Source organism: Metallosphaera tengchongensis (genome assembly GCF_013343295.1).
Classification (GTDB): Archaea; Thermoproteota; Thermoprotei_A; order Sulfolobales; family Sulfolobaceae; genus Metallosphaera; species Metallosphaera tengchongensis.
This window is the reverse complement of record NZ_CP049074.1, coordinates 1,061,259-1,077,670: the sequence shown is the minus strand read 5'-3', so window position 1 is coordinate 1,077,670 and position 16,412 is coordinate 1,061,259. Positions and strand designations below refer to the sequence as shown.

The window sequence follows — 16,412 nt, the reverse complement described above, 5'->3', positions numbered from 1 at the left end:
CATAAAACGTGAAGTTTAAATTACCATCCTTTCATCCACTAGTTTGTTTCTCTCAAATCTATCAGGATTGAAAACGTCTAAGAACTTATTTTTGTAGCCATCGGCAATCAGATCAGCCATAATCTTTCCAGAGAAAGGAGCGAACATCATTCCATGTCCACTATACCCTGCATCGATGTAAAGACCTTCCGGCCACATCTGGGAGTAACCCATAATGTGGGAATGGTCAGGTGTCATTTCGTAGTAGCCGCTCCAACCCCTCAATATTCTTATGCCTTCTGCACCCTTGACTAACTTCCTTAGTTCCTTTAGGAAGATAAGAGTCCTCTCCAACGATACATCAAAGTTTGTAAACATTCTAGGGCTGGAATCTTCAATCCCACCAATAATTTCTCCCTTCAACGTGTGGGAAAAGTATATCTGGTCTGAAATGACGAGTGGTTTAACTCTAAATTTTAGATCTTCTGTAATAAATATTTCTTTCTTTTCAGGCTCTATCGGTACTTTAAACCCATTTTTTCCCAGAAAGTCCCCTGCCCATGCTCCTAGGGTGACCACCACTTGATCCGCCGGAAACGTTACCTCATTTACTCTTACTCCGACCACTTTTCCTCCCGATGTTAATATTTCTCTAGCCTCTCCATTAATTATTTTTACTTTCTCTTTAATTTCTTCATAAAGTCCAAACGTCAGATAGTCGTGATGAAAGGACCCGTCTTGGGGAGCTAGGTAACATTGATCTTGGCTTTTGAGATAGTCCATCTCAGAACAATCCAAGAATTTCCCGCCAACTCCAAACGATTCCCATAGCGTGTCCATCCTCCTTATGAAGTTAAACGTCTCGTCGTTTTTCAATATCCAAAGATATCCAGTTCTGTAACATACCGGATTAAGGGGTAGTTTCTTGCATAGCTCCAGGAGATAAGGTATAGCATGTTTAGCAAAATCTACATTTTCCTTGGAGTGAAAGTGATATCTATATCTGCCCGCATTTCTTCCGCTAGAACCATAATTTATTCTCTTCATCTCAATAATCGATATATCCTTCACTCCCTTCTTCGCAAGGTGATAAGCGACACTAACCCCATGACCTCCTCCTCCAAGGATGGCTATTCTCATGAGGCAGATCACCTACTTTCTATGTCACAAGTCAATGACGCATTTCCTACTCTCTGCTCTGGAAGGCTTGGAACTAGACGTCCCACTCCCCATTTAAACACAAACACTGAATCTCCTGCAGTATTAACTTTTATCACAAAGGTCATAATTCACAAGAAGTTTTTAAGAATAAAAGATCATGTACGATCTCTTATACTGTTTTTATGTTTCACTACGAGTTAATTCATAACTTAATCCACGATAACTAAACCATTTTTCTAACATCGACTTGATGGAAAGTCCAAATTATTCCTAGATATGGCTAAGCAAGTATAGGGTCTAGGTATTATAAAGGTAGCAGGGGTGATCTAAACGTTATCAGTTTTTCGCTATTCAAAATGCTCCCCACAACGTATGTGCAGACCTTACCTTGACACTCGCCAAGTCCAATCCCTGCCACTCTCTTAACCATCTCTACATCTTTATACCCCATACTCTGAGACATCAAAACATCTTTCCATAGAACGTCCTCACAAAAACAGGCGTACCCAGCATTGGAATAAAGATATGGACTACTTATAGCCACAAAGTCCCTTGTATAAAAGTTACGAAGTGGGGTATCCTTTATCTTAGCGTTAATTTCCGAAGAGGCATCAGGGTTGAAAGGAGTCTCCCCACTTAGAAAAGATAATTCCTCGTCCCATATCCCCCTCGCACCACCAACTACAAAATGACCGCAACTCCTCATATAACCATCCATCTCATGATCAGGGAGATATACTCCAAGGTTAGGATAGTACTTATAGCCGCATTCTGAGTTTGCTATGCTTTCTAACCTTGGTTGCTTCACTGGTGCGAAGACCACGGCGTCAACAATTGTGCTTCCCTTATCCCATAACACTTCCAACTTTTTACCGGTTCTCCTTACCTTTATATGCTCCACCTCCTCTATCTCGATTCCAGTACTCTCTGCTCTCTCAACGAAAGACCTAGAAAACAGTTTGGTACTCTTTGGCGTTAGTACCTTTGACTTTGCTACCAATCCTGTTTTAATTGCGTCATCAGTAGAGCCTAATACGATTACCTTTTCATATGATGATTTTCTCTTTAGGTAAAGCCTCCTAGATATAACATTGGGATAATCATTTCCTTCAAAAATTGGTGGAAGGTACCTAGCCCCTACGGCAAAAATTAGTTTCTTAGGGGTAACCAGTATCAACTTATTCGAGTGCCTAATTAGGTAACCCTCATTGAATTTCCCTAGGAAATCGCCAACAAGAATCCTTTCATTATTGGACTTTATAATGTCCTTTAATTTTTCTAGGATAGGAGAACCAAGATTCAGGGGGTCATCAAAAAAATCGGTATAGACACTATTAGTTATCATGAAACCATTTTTCGTATTATCTAGGGACACTAGACCCGCTATTCCAGACCCTACAATTAAAGAATCCACTTGTATTTTCTCTACAGAATACTCCTCGTTATTACTATAGCTGCCAGGTACGTTTAGTCTCCTAGCTACGATTTCGAGGATTTTAGGGAATCTTCTTATTATTTTCAATGTATGTAAATTCATGTTGCTAAAGTAAGGGAAAACGTTCCTGCCAATAGTCTCAATAGGCGCACAGTTCTCCAAACGACCCTGAGAAGTCACAACTTCAGTGTACGGAAGACCTTTCTCACAGTCAAAGGGAGCTCTTACTCTAAGATGTCTTTTGCTCCTGACTTCCATTTCTTAACGCCTCAACTAGAACTCTACCCTCGGTTTTAGAATTTTGAATACCCATAATTTTTAATATGGTCGGTGCAACATCAACTATCTTTGCTTTGATCTTTTTCCCCTTCGCGATTTCATTCCCACTCGCTATTATTATCCCGTACAAGTCTTCCTTTCTGTAATAACCATGATCTCCTGTGGTAGTAACGTAGGGTTTTACGCTTTCTATTTCGTTATCATGTTCCGTATTACTACTCAGTGAAAAAAAGTCTCTGGTACTAAGCTCAATGTCTCCTTGACGATCGACTGCTGGTGAGTCCCTCATATAAATTCCGGTGAAAATTGTCTCTCCACTTTCATCCTTAACCTCCTCAAGATTTTTTACTATATACCTAACCAGCCTCTGATATTCCTTTGAATTAACAACACCTGCCTCTTCCCTTTCCCTTAGATTCACCCTTATGATTCCTCCACCACCATAAAACGCCTTAGTCTTTCCCCAATTGATTTTCCCATTTTCAATTTTTAATACATTCAACCTCTCAAGTATTTTATTAATATATACTCTCTTCTTTATTTTTGTTATACCATGGTCTGAACACACAAATATATTGTCCGCCAAACTCCTATGCAACATAACGAATCTGTCAGCGATCTTGTACCCGTTGAAAATGCTTTCGAAGGCCCTACCATCATCTATACCGTAAAGGAGATGCTGAAGATTGTCCACTATGGGTAGATATGTAATTCCAAAGTCCCATTCCTCCAGTTTTAGAACGTAAAGTGAGTACTCTACAAAGAAATTAAACGCGAGATCCACAGTTTTAAGGTACTCCTCGAACGAGATTAGACCCTTGTTCAGAGCTCTATAGTCTCCATCTAGAATCATACCCACCTTTTTAACGACGTTTTCCCAGACTTTAGAGACCAGTTCTCTTCTGTTTCCCCACTTATAATTGAGAAAGGCCGGCTGAGTAACATAAACTCCTTCTTCCTTGTTGTGAAGAAACACGGTACCTAGTAGTTCCTCTTCTCCACATTTTCCTTTTATTTCCAGAGGGCCTATCCAATCCTGACCTTTCAACTCTATTTCCTTTCCCTCGATTGTAACTATATGCCCTCCATCAGTCTTCTTTACGACCCAATTTCCTCCCAAAACCTCATTTTCCCCTGGCTTTAATACAAAGCTCTCAGAACATTTCTTCACCTTGGCCTTATACGGATCGAACAGAACTACGTTATCTAGTTCCCATCTATCTGGTAAAGCTTGAGGAGCTGAAGTGACAACTACTTTAAACCCTTTCTTACCTAGAACGGACCATATGGGATCTACTAAGAGAGAGTTACTGGAGAACGCAGAGAGGCTGGACTGGATCTTTCTCCCTTTTATAAAGATTCTAGGTGCTACCACCCCATGAGTTTTCGGATTGAAACCGGTAAATAGAGAAGCTAGAGCTACTGGAGTTATAGATGGATACGAACTTTCTAACGATCCATAGACCCCTTCTTCTTCCATCTCTTGAAAGGTAGGTAAGTTATACCTGAACCTCTCCATCAAGTGGAAAGAAAGACCGTCGATCACGATCAACAAAATTTTCAATTAATCACCTTTTCCATGAACCTTTTTCTCCAGTTCGTCCTTTACCTTATTTGGGACTATCATGTTTACGTGCTCCCTCTTTATATTTCCCTTATGATCAAAACTTACGGCAAATTCGTATATTCCTTTACTATTTTTAAATTGACCAAAAACATCATATCTATCCTTAAAATTTTGCGTGAATTTGATATCTAAAGTCTCCTCAATTATAGTAGGATCTATTTTCTTCAACACCTTAACCAAGAGATCCCTTAGGTCCTCCACCTTTATTCACCTCCTTTCAATTCTTGTATAAGATTTAAAGTTCCTTCAATGGTGGATACTGGACTTTCAATGAATCTCAAGTCCGGTCTGATAAGCTTCAGTGAGGCAGATGTCATTGGCCCTATGGTAATTACTTTATGACAATCCTTTATGAATTTAGCTACGGTAGTGGCTATCAACGAGCTCGTAAGAACTACAATATCCACTGAGCAGTCCTCAAGCAGATCCTTCGCATACTCCATGTTTTCATGATTTTCTGTCAAGTCGTAGTCATATATCTCAGTATAACTTATAGAGGACAGTATATGTTTCATTTCTTGGGATGCCCTTAAGCTTCTTACGGAAGTCAGAGACCTAACTTTACTTTGTAGAATCAATGTGGCCAGATCTCTTGAAGTGTAACGCTCTGGCACTTCGGAGGATATGCCTATCCTCTCTAATTCCTTGGCGGTAGAAGGACCGATTGAGAATATCCTCTTAAACTTAAGGATTCCTATGTCCTTGAAGCATCTAACTGCATTAACGCTGGTGAACGCTATCCCCTCTCCCTTTAGGAGAGAACTATCGTAGGGGATACATGTCACATTAAACAGGGGGACATTAATTATTTCGATCCCTTTTAACGAGGGCTCCTCAGATCCTTCAGGTCTTAAGTACAATACCCTCATTTTTCATGCCCCTTAGCAAGCTCTCCCCTAATTTCCTTCCAGCCTCCTTTGGGTCATCTGAGGTAGAAATATCTACTGTGACTTTTCTAATACCATTACTGTAGCTGGCTATACCCTCAAGCTTGTTATCAATCTTACGAAATAGAACCCCCAACGGAGTGTGACATCCTCCTCCTATCAGTGAGACAGTTATCCTCTCTGCTATCGCCTCGGCCATAGTATCCTCGTGATTTAGACCTTTTAACGCCTCCTTTACGTTGGTGTTTTTCGACGAGGAAACTACTGCAATAATTCCTTGGTTAGGTTCTGGGGTGAAGTCCCTAACGTTAAGGGGATACCTTTCAATATTTATACCAAGCCTTCTCAACCCAGCCTCTGCAAGAATTAGTCCGGTATACGTACCTTCAAGGTATTTCTTTAGTCTAGTATCTACGTTTCCCCGAATATCACTCACGACCACGTCAGGTCTAATAGCCTTCAGGAAATACGCTCTTCTCACACTGCTAGTCCCTATCTTCGAACCTGACGGTAGATCCATGAGATCCGTATTGGCTATCAACACGTCTATAGGTTCCTCCCTCTTTGGCGTAGCTATGATTTCTAGACCAGCGGGTAATTCAGATGAGAGATCTTTCATACTGTGCACTGCTATATCCGCTTTCCCTTGCAGAATGGCTTCGTTAACCTCCTTCTCGAATACACCTTTTCCAATTTCAGTTAAAGGTCTATTATTAAATAGATCAGCTTTAGTTTTTATTTCAAGAAATTCAGTCTCATATCCGTTCTCTGAAAGGAAGTTCTCAACAACTTTGACCTGTTCTAAACTTAATCTGCTTCCCCTGGCTGCTATTCTTATTTTCAATGCACTTCCCCTAATACCCTTCTAAAGGCCTCTATAGTTCGATTTATAACATCATCATCGTGGGCTATTGAGGTAAAAAGCGCCTCGAATTGGCTGGGAGGTACGAAAACTCCTTCACGAAGAAGGGCTTCGTGAACTTTGACGTAAACCTCCCTTAAGGATTTCCTGGCGTCACCCGCATTTTCTACCTTTTTAACTCCCAGGAAAAACTGAAAGAAATTAAACACTCTGTTGACAACGTGCTCAATCTTAATTAAAGAGTCTATTTCCTCAGCCAAGATCTTCGCGGCTTTTTCCGATATCCTGTACGCATTACCTTTCTCTAGTTCCTCTATGGTAGCTAACCCTGCAATCATTGAGACTGGATTTGCGTTAAACGTTCCGGCGTTAAACACTTTCCCTGACGGAGTGAGATAACTAATTACATCTCTTGAACCGCAAATAGCCCCAATGGGAAAACCGCCACCGATAATTTTGCCTAATGTTGTTATATCAGGCTTAACACCAAAGTAGGACTGAGCCCCTCCTAGGCCTAACCTGAATCCAGTAATTACTTCGTCAAATATGAGTAAAGAATTAAACTCTCTTGTAAGGGACCTAAGATCTTTCAGGAAATTAGAGTTTGGAGGGATCACGCCCATGTTCCCCATAACTGGTTCAACAATAACCCCAGCTACATCCTCCTTCCTTATTGTCCTTTCCACACATGATATATCGTTGTAGGGACAGACGATTACAGTAGATGCCACTTCTTCTGGAATTCCCAAGGAAAATGGTACCCCAAACTCTGACGCTGCACTACCGGCATCCATCAGAACGTAATCGTGAGCTCCGTGATAGTTCCCGTCAAATTTGATTATTTTCTTTCTGCCTGTAAAACCACGACTAAGTCTTATTGCTGTCATGGTGGCTTCTGTTCCGCTGTTTACAAACCTCACCATCTCGGCTGAAGGGACATGTTTAGTTATTTTCTCAGCTAATTTGATCTCAGCAACGCTCGGGGTTCCGTAAAGCCATCCCTTCTCCAGTTGATTTTTAACCGCGTTCAAAACTTTAGGATGGGAATGCCCTAAAATCAGCGGACCGTAGCCCAATACGTAATCTATCAACTGTTTTGAGTCCTCGGTCTCTATATAGGCTCCTTTTGCCCTTCTGGTATAGAATGGATAAGGCTTTACTGCTGCTCTTACTGGACTGTTTACCCCACCTGCAAATAGATTTTTGGCCTCATTCCACAACTCGTAACTCAAAATGGAACACCTTCGGAGATCCATTCGGCTATTTTTGGAGCGTAATAAGTTAAAATCATGTTTGCTCCTGCTCTCCTGATAGAGAATGTTATCTCGAGCACGGTTCTCCTTTCATCCAGCCATCCGCTTTGTACCGCAGCCTTTATCATGGAGTACTCCCCGCTAACGTGATAAGCGGCTAAAGGATACTGGGGAAAATTCTGTTTGACGAGTCTTATTACATCCAGGTATGTATGAGCAGGTTTAACCATAAGTATGTCTGCACCTTCCTCAACGTCTAGTGAGACTTCCTTCAATGCTTCGAAAGAGTTCCTAGGATCCATTTGATAACTTCTTCTATCTCCGAAGGCTGGAGCAGAGTTAGCGGCTTCTCTGAAGGGTGAGTAAAACACAGATGCATACTTCACACTATAGGACATGATTAGAGTGTCCGAATACCCGTTCTTATCTAGCTCCTCCCTTATGGCACCTACAACTCCATCCATCATGCTAGAAGGAGCGATCACATCTGCTCCTGCCTCTGCCTGAGATAACGCTATCTTAGCGTGAACCTTTAAACTCTCATCGTTATCTATGTAGTATTTATCTCCCCTATAGTTAACTATACCACAATGTCCGTGGGAGGTATACTCATCGGTACACTCGTCGGCAATTAGAAGAATCTTCTCCCCAAAAGTATCCCTTAGGAGACGGAGGGCTTTCTGAATTACTCCGTCCTTACTAAATGCAGAGGTTGCGAAATTGTCCTTAAAGGCAGGTATTCCGAATAATATAACACTTCTAATTCCTTTCTCATAATTTTCCTCAATAAATTTTACAAGTAAATCGTTTACCGGATATCTTAAAATCTCTGGCATGGAAGGTATTTTCTCGGGTGTGGTTATGTTTTCCTTCACAAAAACGGGTAAGATGAGATTGTTAGGAGTAAGATCGGTTTCAGCTGTCGTGTCCCTTATATTCTTGTTCAGTCTTAATCTCCTTGGTCTTACTCTGGGATATCCCTTCATGAGTGAATAATGAAGTGACCAAGTTAATGTAGTTTATCTCGCCTCTCTCTGTGGCCCTCTTTAGGTTTTCAAATAGTGGCGAGAAGGTCTTCTTGTTCATAGATCTAGACATGGCATCTAAAATCTCCCTAGTTTTACTATCTCCTCCCAACATTTTAACTGCTCTCTCCACCTCTTCTCTCCTTATTTCTTCAATTTTATTCATGAATTCAGCTACAAATTCATCATATATTAAATTAAGACAGTCCTTCTCGAAGTCCTTTATACCTTCCTTGATTATTTCCTTTGCCTTTTGGATTTCCCTTTGACGCTCCTCAAGTCTTGCCTTGGAGAGCACCTCCAAGTCCTTGAGAGTGTAGACGTTAGCTCCCTCAAATACTGGTGGCGACCCTAGATCGACTATAACTGAATTGGATATATTTTTAATCTTCTCCGGATAAAATATAGCTGAAAATATTACATCATAGTTATGCAATCTATTAAAATCCAAAGGGAAATAGCTGAAACCATATTTAACGGCTAAGTCTCTTCCTCTCTCAAACGTCCTGTTGAAAATAGTGACATTTCTAGCACCTTCATTGTGAAGTATCAAAGCGAGTTTACTTGCAATCTCTCCAGCACCGACTATGGCAATTTTTCTACTTGAAAGATCCTTAACTATCGTTTTCGTAAACTCCACTGCAAGGGAGTGGACGCCCACCTTTCCCTTAGAAATAGAGGTCTCAAGTCTTACCCTTCTGCCAACTTTAAGAGCTCTTTCCATTAGGGCTCTCATGTGCTTTGACCCTATTCCTAACCTAATAGAATCCTTCAAAGAGTTCTTTATCTGACTTAGGATTTCATATTCCCCCACAGATAACGAATCAATTCCAGATGCCACTTCAAAAAGGTGTTTTATTGCGTCCTCTCCTACTAGGGTAATAGCGTCTGAGGAAATTTCCTTGCCGTGTACCTGATTTAGATAGCGAAGAATCTCTTGTGAACTGGCGCTATTTTTCGAAAACAAGTAAATTTCTATTCTATTACAAGTCTGCAATAATGCCATCTCTCCACGATAATACTTAGCTAGTTCCTTAACTTCTTCCCAACCTAAATAATGAGAGGCCAGCTTCTCGGTACCTATCGTTTTATAGGTGTAAACGATTGCAGAATAAGAGTTAATTAAACTACGAGCTAGACTCATTAATTATCTCCTCCGCTCTCTTCATTGCGCTATTGACATTTCCATCATTCACATACGTTTCAAACTGTTTATCTACGAATATTTTTTGATATAACACGTACCTTAATGAAGGATCGTTCACTTTTGCCTTAAGGAGATTTTTCACTTCACCCATTACCTTCACCTCAAACAATATCTTTGGGTCTCTGTTGATCAACTCCAAGACTCTGTCTAGGATAACCTTCGACATTATACTTGACTTACCCAAGGTAGTTACGGCGATACCTAGGTCTTCGCTTTCATAAAAGATTGGTACAATAAAGGAGGACTGGGAAGGATTTGTAGGGTTATTGCACAATTTCCTGAGTTGCTTCGCTCTCTCGCATAGTCTAGAGTTAACCTCCCTGTTATTGGTCGCTGTCACTATTATGTCAAATTTTGAAATAAATTCATCATTTAGACTATTTGCTTCCCCTTTTATCTTCTCTATATCCTCCTTCATCATGAGCTCGTCCGTAAACTCCAACGAAATGACCGTAACTTGAGAGTTAAATTCCCTGAATTTCAAAGCCCTCTTACTGCCCACTTTCCCTCCTCCTACAACTAGAACTTTCATTTCAGATATGTCAACAAAAATCGGAAAATAACGGTTGGAGGTAAGCGTCACACAGAAGTCTTTACTCTATAGATTTTAAATGTTCATTACTATTGGTTTATAACAGATTATTATTTTCCGTTTAACCTCGAAAGTACCTACTAGTATTAAATCTTGTGATGTATGGAGAACCTCCATTGAAGAACTTCTAAAACCACTGATCCAAACCAGTCTGTCTTCCAATCCCCTTAAGCTCTTTGATGGCTTTCTCCAATCTGTTGAGAGTGTTTTTCACCCTTTCTTCGTTAAAATCAAACTCTTTCACTAACATCCCTATCACCTTTTCTGCATCAGGACTTCCAAGCTCTAGGCTGGAGGAAGGGGACGATACTTGTGGTTTTAAAAATAGATCCCTTATTTTTTTATAGTCGAAATATATTTGCGAGGGATCCAAGTCCTTTTTGTTGATATTTTCGATACTCTTGTAGGTTTTTATTAGCTTGTAAGCGGTTTTTGGACCTATACCCTTAATGCCTTCAGGGTTATAATCCGTTCCTATGAGTATAGCTACATCAATAAGTTCCTCCCTTGTAATTCCTAGTTTTTTAAACAGGGTATCAGCCTCTATAACTTCAGGCTTTATCTCCACGTAAATGTCCTTGTTAGGTAGTTTCCTTTTACCGGTAATGGTTAAGTTACGAATTAATCTTGTAGCTCCAAAGAGGATAGAGTCGTAATCTTGACTAGCAGCTGCAAAGGTGTAACCACTGTAGTTTAAATATGCTGCCTCTGCCTCTCCTTCTGATGGTGCCTGAACTGTAGGAACTCCCATCAACTCTAGAAGCTCTTTACTTTGATGCGCCATTTCCCCAGTTAGCCTTGACGACATTTGAGAGTATTTTCTCATCTCTTCAATTCTTCCAATTTGTTTAGCTTTTTCTAACTTCTTTTCAGCTTCTTCCTTAAATCTCCTCCTCTTCTCTAGTTCCTCCGCCTTCATTTCGGGAGGTTTTCCATCAAAAACATATACTGGAATGACCCCTTCTTCTATAAGATTAACCGTCCTATAGAAAATTCCATTGAGATGACTAGTTACTTTACCTTCTCTGTTCATGAGTGGGGTACCATCTGGCTGTCTTATGGCAGCGAGGAACTGATAAATAGCGTTATAAGCATCAATACTTACCTTCTTTCCTTTAATTTCCGCAAAATTGAGCTCTCTTTTTACGTCTAGTACTAGGTCTGTTAGATCTACCCCTATTCCTTTTCACCTATGTATGTAATCATTCGTGTGTTTTCCCTTATTAATGATACGCTAATTATCCCTCTAATCTCCAGGGACATTAGGGCCTTTAGAAAATCACTATACGAAACCTCATAGTTCACGCTCTTCTTCACTTCCTTATAAAGATCCTCGTCTTTTATAGTTCCGTTAGTTTTCCTAAGCTTCTCCAAAACAACGTAAATTAACGGAGTGTCTCTCCACATGAGCCTCACCTAATCACTCTTATTTCTTGAGGACGAATCCAGTCATAATACTTGGGGATGTAAGGTAGTCGGCTCCGCTTTTTGCTCTCCCTAATAGTTTGTGAAAGCATTGAGCCAATACCGCCTGCGATCGATTTAAGTGAAATCCATGGGTGTAACTTCCTGTTTAGGCTAACACTAAGGATAGCGCATCGATCTCGAATCCGAAATTCCACCAATCCCTCATTAACGATAGAGAAAAGTTTCAATTCGACTACCTCAACAGTAAATGTTTACCAATTTAAAAATGTTGATTTCGGGAGAGGACGCCAAAAAGGAAGTTTAAAATTGGCCTAAGTAAACGTGCTGGGCTTAGCTGTCTGCCTAGGTAGCTGCTGTCTTGCCTTCTCTATCCAGGTCTGATAGAATTGTGTCATCTCTTGGGTTAACGATGGTTTAACTTTCTTTAATGCTTCATCGAAGTGTTTATTCTCCACTCTAATTGAAGCCCCTTTCATACAATCTCTCATTTTCGCATCCCTGCAGTCCTTATCGTTTGGTGCGCACTGGCTGCTCACCTTGTTCACGCAGTCTCTCATCCCTTCTCTTATTGCTCTCATGGCAGCCTCTCTAACCAAGGCTGCTAGGTCTGCCCCAGTATAACCCTCAGTCCGCTCAGCTAACTCTTCGAGGTTAACCTCATCAGACAATGCAACCTTCTTCGTATGAACCTTCAAGATATCATATCTTGCGTTTTTATCAGGTGGTGGGACGTACATTAGCTTCTCGAATCTACCTGGCCTCAATAACGCAGGATCTAAAATATCGGGTCTGTTAGTGGCAGCTACTATCACAACGTTATCTAGGTTTTCTATCCCATCCATTTCTGCCAAAAGCTGATTCACTAGCCTCTCCGTAACTCCGGAATCCGACGATATCCCTCTCATGGGAGCTATGGCGTCAATTTCGTCAAAGAAAATAACAGATGGAGCATACATTCTCGCTTTTCTGAATATCTCCCTTATCGCTCTTTCGCTCTCTCCTACCCATTTGGATAGTACTTCCGGTCCTCTTACAGCAATGAAGTTGGCCCCGCTCTCTGTAGCTACTGCCTTAGCTAACATTGTTTTACCAGTACCTGGAGGACCGAAAAGTAAGATCCCCTTAGGTGGTTCTACTCCTGCAGTTTCGTAATAGTCTGGGAATTTTAGAGGATACTCTGCTACCTCCCTCAGCTCCTCCTTGATGTCAAGTAAGCCTCCTATATCATCCCACTTTACCTCAGGCACCTCAATGTATATCTCCCTCATCCCGCTTGGTACAATTTCCTTGAAGGCGTTCATGAAGTCCTCCATCTTAACCTCCATCTTCTCTAAAATTTCTGGTGGGATCTTATCTTGACTCACATCTATCATTGGTAAATACCTCCTCAGGGCGTTCATTGCAGCCTCCCTTACTAGGGCTGAAAGGTCTGCTCCAGTATAACCGTGACTTATATCCGATAACTTCTCTAACTCGACATCCTTAGCTAGTGGCATATTTCTTGTATGGATTTGTAATATTTCTAGCCTGCCTTGCTTGTCAGGAAGCGGTATCTCTATTTCCCTGTCAAACCTCCCAGGCCTTCTCAGGGCCGGGTCTACAGCGTTAGGTCTATTGGTAGCTGCTATGACGATGACGTTTCCCCTACTCTCTAACCCATCCATTAATGTGAGAAGCTGGGCTACTACTCTCCTTTCAACTTCCCCTATGACCTCATCCCTTTTGGGAGCTATGGCATCAACTTCGTCGATGAAGATTATTGCAGGGGCGTGTTTCTTAGCATCCTCAAATATTTCCCTAAGTCTCTGTTCGCTCTCTCCGTAAAACTTGCTCATAATTTCAGGTCCGTTAATTGAGGTGAAATATGACTCGGTTTCATTGGCTACAGCCTTAGCCAGAAGGGTTTTCCCTACACCTGGAGGTCCATAGAGCATTATTCCTTTAGGAGGCTCTATCCCCAACCTTTTGAACAGCTCCGGATGTCTCAGCGGAAGTTCCACGAGCTCTCTGATCTTCTGAATTACGTTCTTCATTCCTCCTATGTCCTCATATGTGACTCTTGGATATCTGGTCTGCTCGATTGGCTTATCGGATATAGAGATACTAGTTTCATCAACTACCATGACAATGGACGCAGGTCTGACCTGAATTACAGTAAATGGAATTGCCTGTCCCAACACTGGAATGAGGACAGTATCCCCTTCAACCAAAGGGAACTCCTTTAATTTCTTCTTTACGTAAGCTACGAATCCTGGATCAACAGTTATAGAGAAATTCGAAGGAGCCAACTTTATTGAGGCAGCCTGCTTGACTGACGCTTTTCTAACAACAACCTTATCCCCAATGGATACACCAGCGTTTTTTCTCGTTATTCCATCCATTCTTATTATGTCCCTCTCTCCGGTTGCATCATCAGGAGAAAGTGGCCAGGCTATGGCTGCAGTCTTCCTAGTTCCCTCTATTTCCACTACGTCTCCTGGGCTCACATCAATTTGGGCTAGCATTTCTACGTCTATTCTGACCTTTCCCCTCCCGACGTCTTTCTGCCTCGCTTCCATCACCTTCAGCGTTAACTCACGCCTTGGTGGCCTTTGTTCTGAACTAGAACCAGCACTCAATCTTATCCAAGTACTTATATGTCAATCAGGATAAAAGAGATTAACTTATACTTTCATTTAAAACCCGAGCCTTGTTATACCCACTACCTCTGCGTGACTAACTCCCTCTATCCCGGAGGCAAGCTCCTCTAAAGTATCTGTCCCACCTTCAGTCCTCTCAGGCATGGAGATGTATACTATTAAAGCCTTTAGACCAAAGGCAATAGGTTCGGTCTCCTTCCTTACCAATTTGTACCCTTGAGGTAGTTTTGAAGTTAGTTCATTGGCCACTTTTTCCAAGTCGGTTTCGTCTCCCTCAGGAAACACTTTTAAAACTACCATTACATCAGCCACACTTAACACCTCATGGTCCGCTGAAGCCACAGTTGGGACATGTATAAGGAACTCCCTGAAGTCTACAATAAACGTCTCTGTTTATCGTTATCTCCCCACAGTTTGGGCAGTTGAAAATAGCCCCCTTCTCCTTAGGGTGAAGGATTTTTCCACAGCTAGAACATACTGGTGGTTCAACTTCTTCCTTAAGACTCAGCCTGAATGTCATAATTTTTCCTCTTTATTACCAACAAAGAGGAGTCTATTAAATCTAATACTTCTTATTGTTCGTGGGTTCATTTGTCCAGTTTATTTCAACGCTTTCAGGTCTCTAACGCATACCGAAATGAAGTTAACCTTACCCTTTTGGGAAGAAGATAAAATTTTCATATAATATATAATTTAAATTTAACTAGGTTTATAAAAGTACCCGAAATAAAAGTTTAAGTGAAGAACATGAGCGAGTTAACACAGTTAAGGATAGGGACCATTACAAACCAAGTCCCAATCCCTAGGCTTTAAGATAAAACCTAACTAAAAGAAGAGGTTTGGGGGCTTCATAGGATTATTAGCGCCATTTTTCATAGTTAATGAAGACATACTACAACTTCCCTAAAGTCTTCCCATAAAGTTAAAGCGGAAACTTGCACTTTGTGAGTCAATGTCACAAGTAGTTACAGGAGGAGCTGGTTACATAGGTGGGCACCTAGTCGACAAATTACTAGATCTAGGAAAGGAGGTCATATCCATAGACGACCTGTCCTTTGGAAACTATATCAATCCTAAGTCTAGGTTTTTCCGTACCGATTTAAGAGTTACCTTCCCCAAGGTAGAGGAGTGTGACACAGTTTTTCATTTAGCTGCGAACCCTGACGTGAGAACGTCCATGGAAAATATTGAGGATCACTTTGAACGGGACGTCAAGGTCAGCCTCAACGCTTTGGAAATGGCGAGAGTCTCAGATTGTAAATTTTTCATTTTCTTTTCTTCTTCTACCGTCTACGGTGAGGCACCTGTCCCTACTTCAGAAGACGTCGAGACCAGACCGATTTCCAATTACGGTCTATTTAAACTTATGGGAGAACAGATGGTAAAGTTCTATTCTGATAATTACGGTTTGAAAGCGGTATCTCTTAGGTTAGCGAATATTACAGGGGGTCGAGTATCTCACGGTGTGGTAATAGATTTTATTAAAAAGCTCCTGAGAAACCCAAACGAATTGGAAATTTTAGGAAATGGAAAGCAAAGGAAGAGCTACCTATACGTGGAAGATTTAATTGACGCGATTCTCTTACTACAAAATAAGTCTATAGACAAATACAACTTTTATAATGTGGGGAATGAGGACTGGATAACTGTAGAGGAGATCGCGCAGATAGTGGAAGATAAAATGAATCTAAGACCGGTTCATAGGTATCTAGACTCTGGAGATGGTAGGGGTTGGAAAGGGGATGTAAGATTTATGCTGCTGGATATTTCGAAAATAAAGGCGTTGGGTTGGAAACCCAAGTTGTCGTCAAAGGAAGTTGTACTAAGAGCTACAGAGGACGCATTAAGGTTGTTAAATTATGCTAAGAGTTAAATTAATAGGAACCTTAATGTTTGTAATCTCTATTTTAATTATTGTAATCTCATTTGATGCACTGTTTTTTAATTATAAAGTACCTTACCTTAACCTTAGGATTCCATCGCTGATTTTACATATTATTAACTTCCTTGTTATCTTAATAGTATTCGGTTACATTGC

General features: G+C 41.0%; 17 protein-coding genes. 1 reads left to right on the top strand and 16 read right to left on the bottom strand.

Going from position 1 to position 16,412, the window contains the following annotated elements:
- Positions 1-15: 15 nt before the first annotated feature.
- The 16 genes from GWK48_RS05945 to GWK48_RS05870 all read right to left on the bottom strand — a co-directional run bounded on the left by GWK48_RS05945 (position 16) and on the right by GWK48_RS05870 (position 14,894).
- Positions 16-1,119 (bottom strand): NAD(P)/FAD-dependent oxidoreductase, encoded by a 1,104-nt coding sequence (locus GWK48_RS05945; RefSeq protein ID WP_174630509.1) that lies wholly within the window; start codon positions 1,117-1,119, stop codon positions 16-18.
- Between the two features lie 8 nt (positions 1,120-1,127).
- Positions 1,128-1,265: a hypothetical protein gene (locus GWK48_RS05940; protein WP_174630506.1), complete on the bottom strand. Its 138-nt coding sequence runs from the start codon at positions 1,263-1,265 to the stop codon at positions 1,128-1,130.
- A 179-nt stretch (positions 1,266-1,444) separates the two neighbouring features.
- Positions 1,445-2,833, bottom strand: a complete 1,389-nt coding sequence (locus GWK48_RS05935; protein ID WP_174630504.1) for a bacterioferritin-associated ferredoxin — start codon at positions 2,831-2,833, stop codon at positions 1,445-1,447.
- Positions 2,805-4,418, bottom strand: a complete 1,614-nt coding sequence (locus tag GWK48_RS05930; protein WP_174630501.1) for an alkaline phosphatase family protein — start codon at positions 4,416-4,418, stop codon at positions 2,805-2,807. Before GWK48_RS05930 ends, GWK48_RS05935 begins: the two co-directional genes overlap by 29 nt.
- The gene (locus tag GWK48_RS05925; protein ID WP_174630486.1) at positions 4,419-4,682 is read right to left on the bottom strand and encodes a hypothetical protein; all 264 of its coding nucleotides are present in this window, start codon (positions 4,680-4,682) and stop codon (positions 4,419-4,421) included.
- Between the two features lie 2 nt (positions 4,683-4,684).
- Entirely contained in the window at positions 4,685-5,350 is a 666-nt protein-coding gene (locus GWK48_RS05920; RefSeq protein WP_174630484.1) for a uroporphyrinogen-III synthase, read from the bottom strand.
- Positions 5,325-6,212, bottom strand: a complete 888-nt coding sequence (gene hemC, locus GWK48_RS05915; protein ID WP_174630481.1) for a hydroxymethylbilane synthase — start codon at positions 6,210-6,212, stop codon at positions 5,325-5,327. The genes GWK48_RS05920 and hemC overlap by 26 nt, the downstream gene beginning before the upstream one ends.
- Positions 6,209-7,486 carry a glutamate-1-semialdehyde 2,1-aminomutase gene (gene hemL, locus GWK48_RS05910; RefSeq protein ID WP_174630479.1) on the bottom strand — a complete coding sequence of 426 codons (1,278 nt, stop codon included), beginning with the start codon at positions 7,484-7,486 and terminating at the stop codon, positions 6,209-6,211. The genes hemC and hemL overlap by 4 nt, the downstream gene beginning before the upstream one ends.
- Positions 7,459-8,469, bottom strand: coding sequence for a porphobilinogen synthase (gene hemB, locus GWK48_RS05905; RefSeq protein WP_174630476.1), 1,011 nt, complete (start codon positions 8,467-8,469; stop codon positions 7,459-7,461). The genes hemL and hemB overlap by 28 nt, the downstream gene beginning before the upstream one ends.
- Positions 8,399-9,652 carry a glutamyl-tRNA reductase gene (locus GWK48_RS05900; RefSeq protein WP_174630474.1) on the bottom strand — a complete coding sequence of 418 codons (1,254 nt, stop codon included), beginning with the start codon at positions 9,650-9,652 and terminating at the stop codon, positions 8,399-8,401. Before GWK48_RS05900 ends, hemB begins: the two co-directional genes overlap by 71 nt.
- A complete protein-coding gene (locus GWK48_RS05895; protein WP_174630471.1) occupies positions 9,636-10,298 on the bottom strand; it encodes a precorrin-2 dehydrogenase/sirohydrochlorin ferrochelatase family protein in 663 nt (220 codons plus the stop codon). Before GWK48_RS05895 ends, GWK48_RS05900 begins: the two co-directional genes overlap by 17 nt.
- A gap of 136 nt (positions 10,299-10,434) precedes the next feature.
- Positions 10,435-11,487, bottom strand: a complete 1,053-nt coding sequence (gene fen / locus GWK48_RS05890) for a flap endonuclease-1 (protein WP_174632584.1) — start codon at positions 11,485-11,487, stop codon at positions 10,435-10,437.
- Positions 11,484-11,714 (bottom strand): hypothetical protein, encoded by a 231-nt coding sequence (locus GWK48_RS05885; RefSeq protein WP_174630470.1) that lies wholly within the window; start codon positions 11,712-11,714, stop codon positions 11,484-11,486. The genes fen and GWK48_RS05885 overlap by 4 nt, the downstream gene beginning before the upstream one ends.
- Positions 11,715-12,046: 332 nt before the next feature.
- Positions 12,047-14,353 carry a CDC48 family AAA ATPase gene (locus GWK48_RS05880; RefSeq protein WP_174630467.1) on the bottom strand — a complete coding sequence of 769 codons (2,307 nt, stop codon included), beginning with the start codon at positions 14,351-14,353 and terminating at the stop codon, positions 12,047-12,049.
- Between the two features lie 57 nt (positions 14,354-14,410).
- Positions 14,411-14,686: an elongation factor 1-beta gene (locus tag GWK48_RS05875; protein ID WP_174630464.1), complete on the bottom strand. Its 276-nt coding sequence runs from the start codon at positions 14,684-14,686 to the stop codon at positions 14,411-14,413.
- Positions 14,687-14,696: 10 nt separating this feature from the next.
- Positions 14,697-14,894, bottom strand: coding sequence for a zinc finger domain-containing protein (locus GWK48_RS05870; protein ID WP_174630461.1), 198 nt, complete (start codon positions 14,892-14,894; stop codon positions 14,697-14,699).
- A gap of 432 nt (positions 14,895-15,326) precedes the next feature.
- Between GWK48_RS05870 and GWK48_RS05865 the strand changes: the two genes are divergently transcribed.
- Entirely contained in the window at positions 15,327-16,247 is a 921-nt protein-coding gene (locus GWK48_RS05865; RefSeq protein WP_174630459.1) for an NAD-dependent epimerase/dehydratase family protein, read from the top strand.
- Positions 16,248-16,412: the final 165 nt, after the last annotated feature.

Coding starts and splice junctions, on each gene's coding strand:
- GWK48_RS05945 (WP_174630509.1), bottom strand. CDS start 1,119: ATGAGAATAGCCATCCTTGGAGGAGGAGGTCATGGGGTTAGTGTCGCT.
- GWK48_RS05940 (WP_174630506.1), bottom strand. CDS start 1,265: ATGACCTTTGTGATAAAAGTTAATACTGCAGGAGATTCAGTGTTTGTG.
- GWK48_RS05935 (WP_174630504.1), bottom strand. CDS start 2,833: ATGGAAGTCAGGAGCAAAAGACATCTTAGAGTAAGAGCTCCCTTTGAC.
- GWK48_RS05920 (WP_174630484.1), bottom strand. CDS start 5,350: ATGAGGGTATTGTACTTAAGACCTGAAGGATCTGAGGAGCCCTCGTTA.
- hemL (WP_174630479.1), bottom strand. CDS start 7,486: ATGGATCTCCGAAGGTGTTCCATTTTGAGTTACGAGTTGTGGAATGAG.
- hemB (WP_174630476.1), bottom strand. CDS start 8,469: ATGAAGGGATATCCCAGAGTAAGACCAAGGAGATTAAGACTGAACAAG.
- GWK48_RS05900 (WP_174630474.1), bottom strand. CDS start 9,652: ATGAGTCTAGCTCGTAGTTTAATTAACTCTTATTCTGCAATCGTTTAC.
- GWK48_RS05885 (WP_174630470.1), bottom strand. CDS start 11,714: ATGTGGAGAGACACTCCGTTAATTTACGTTGTTTTGGAGAAGCTTAGG.
- GWK48_RS05870 (WP_174630461.1), bottom strand. CDS start 14,894: ATGACATTCAGGCTGAGTCTTAAGGAAGAAGTTGAACCACCAGTATGT.
- GWK48_RS05865 (WP_174630459.1), top strand. CDS start 15,327: ATGTCACAAGTAGTTACAGGAGGAGCTGGTTACATAGGTGGGCACCTA.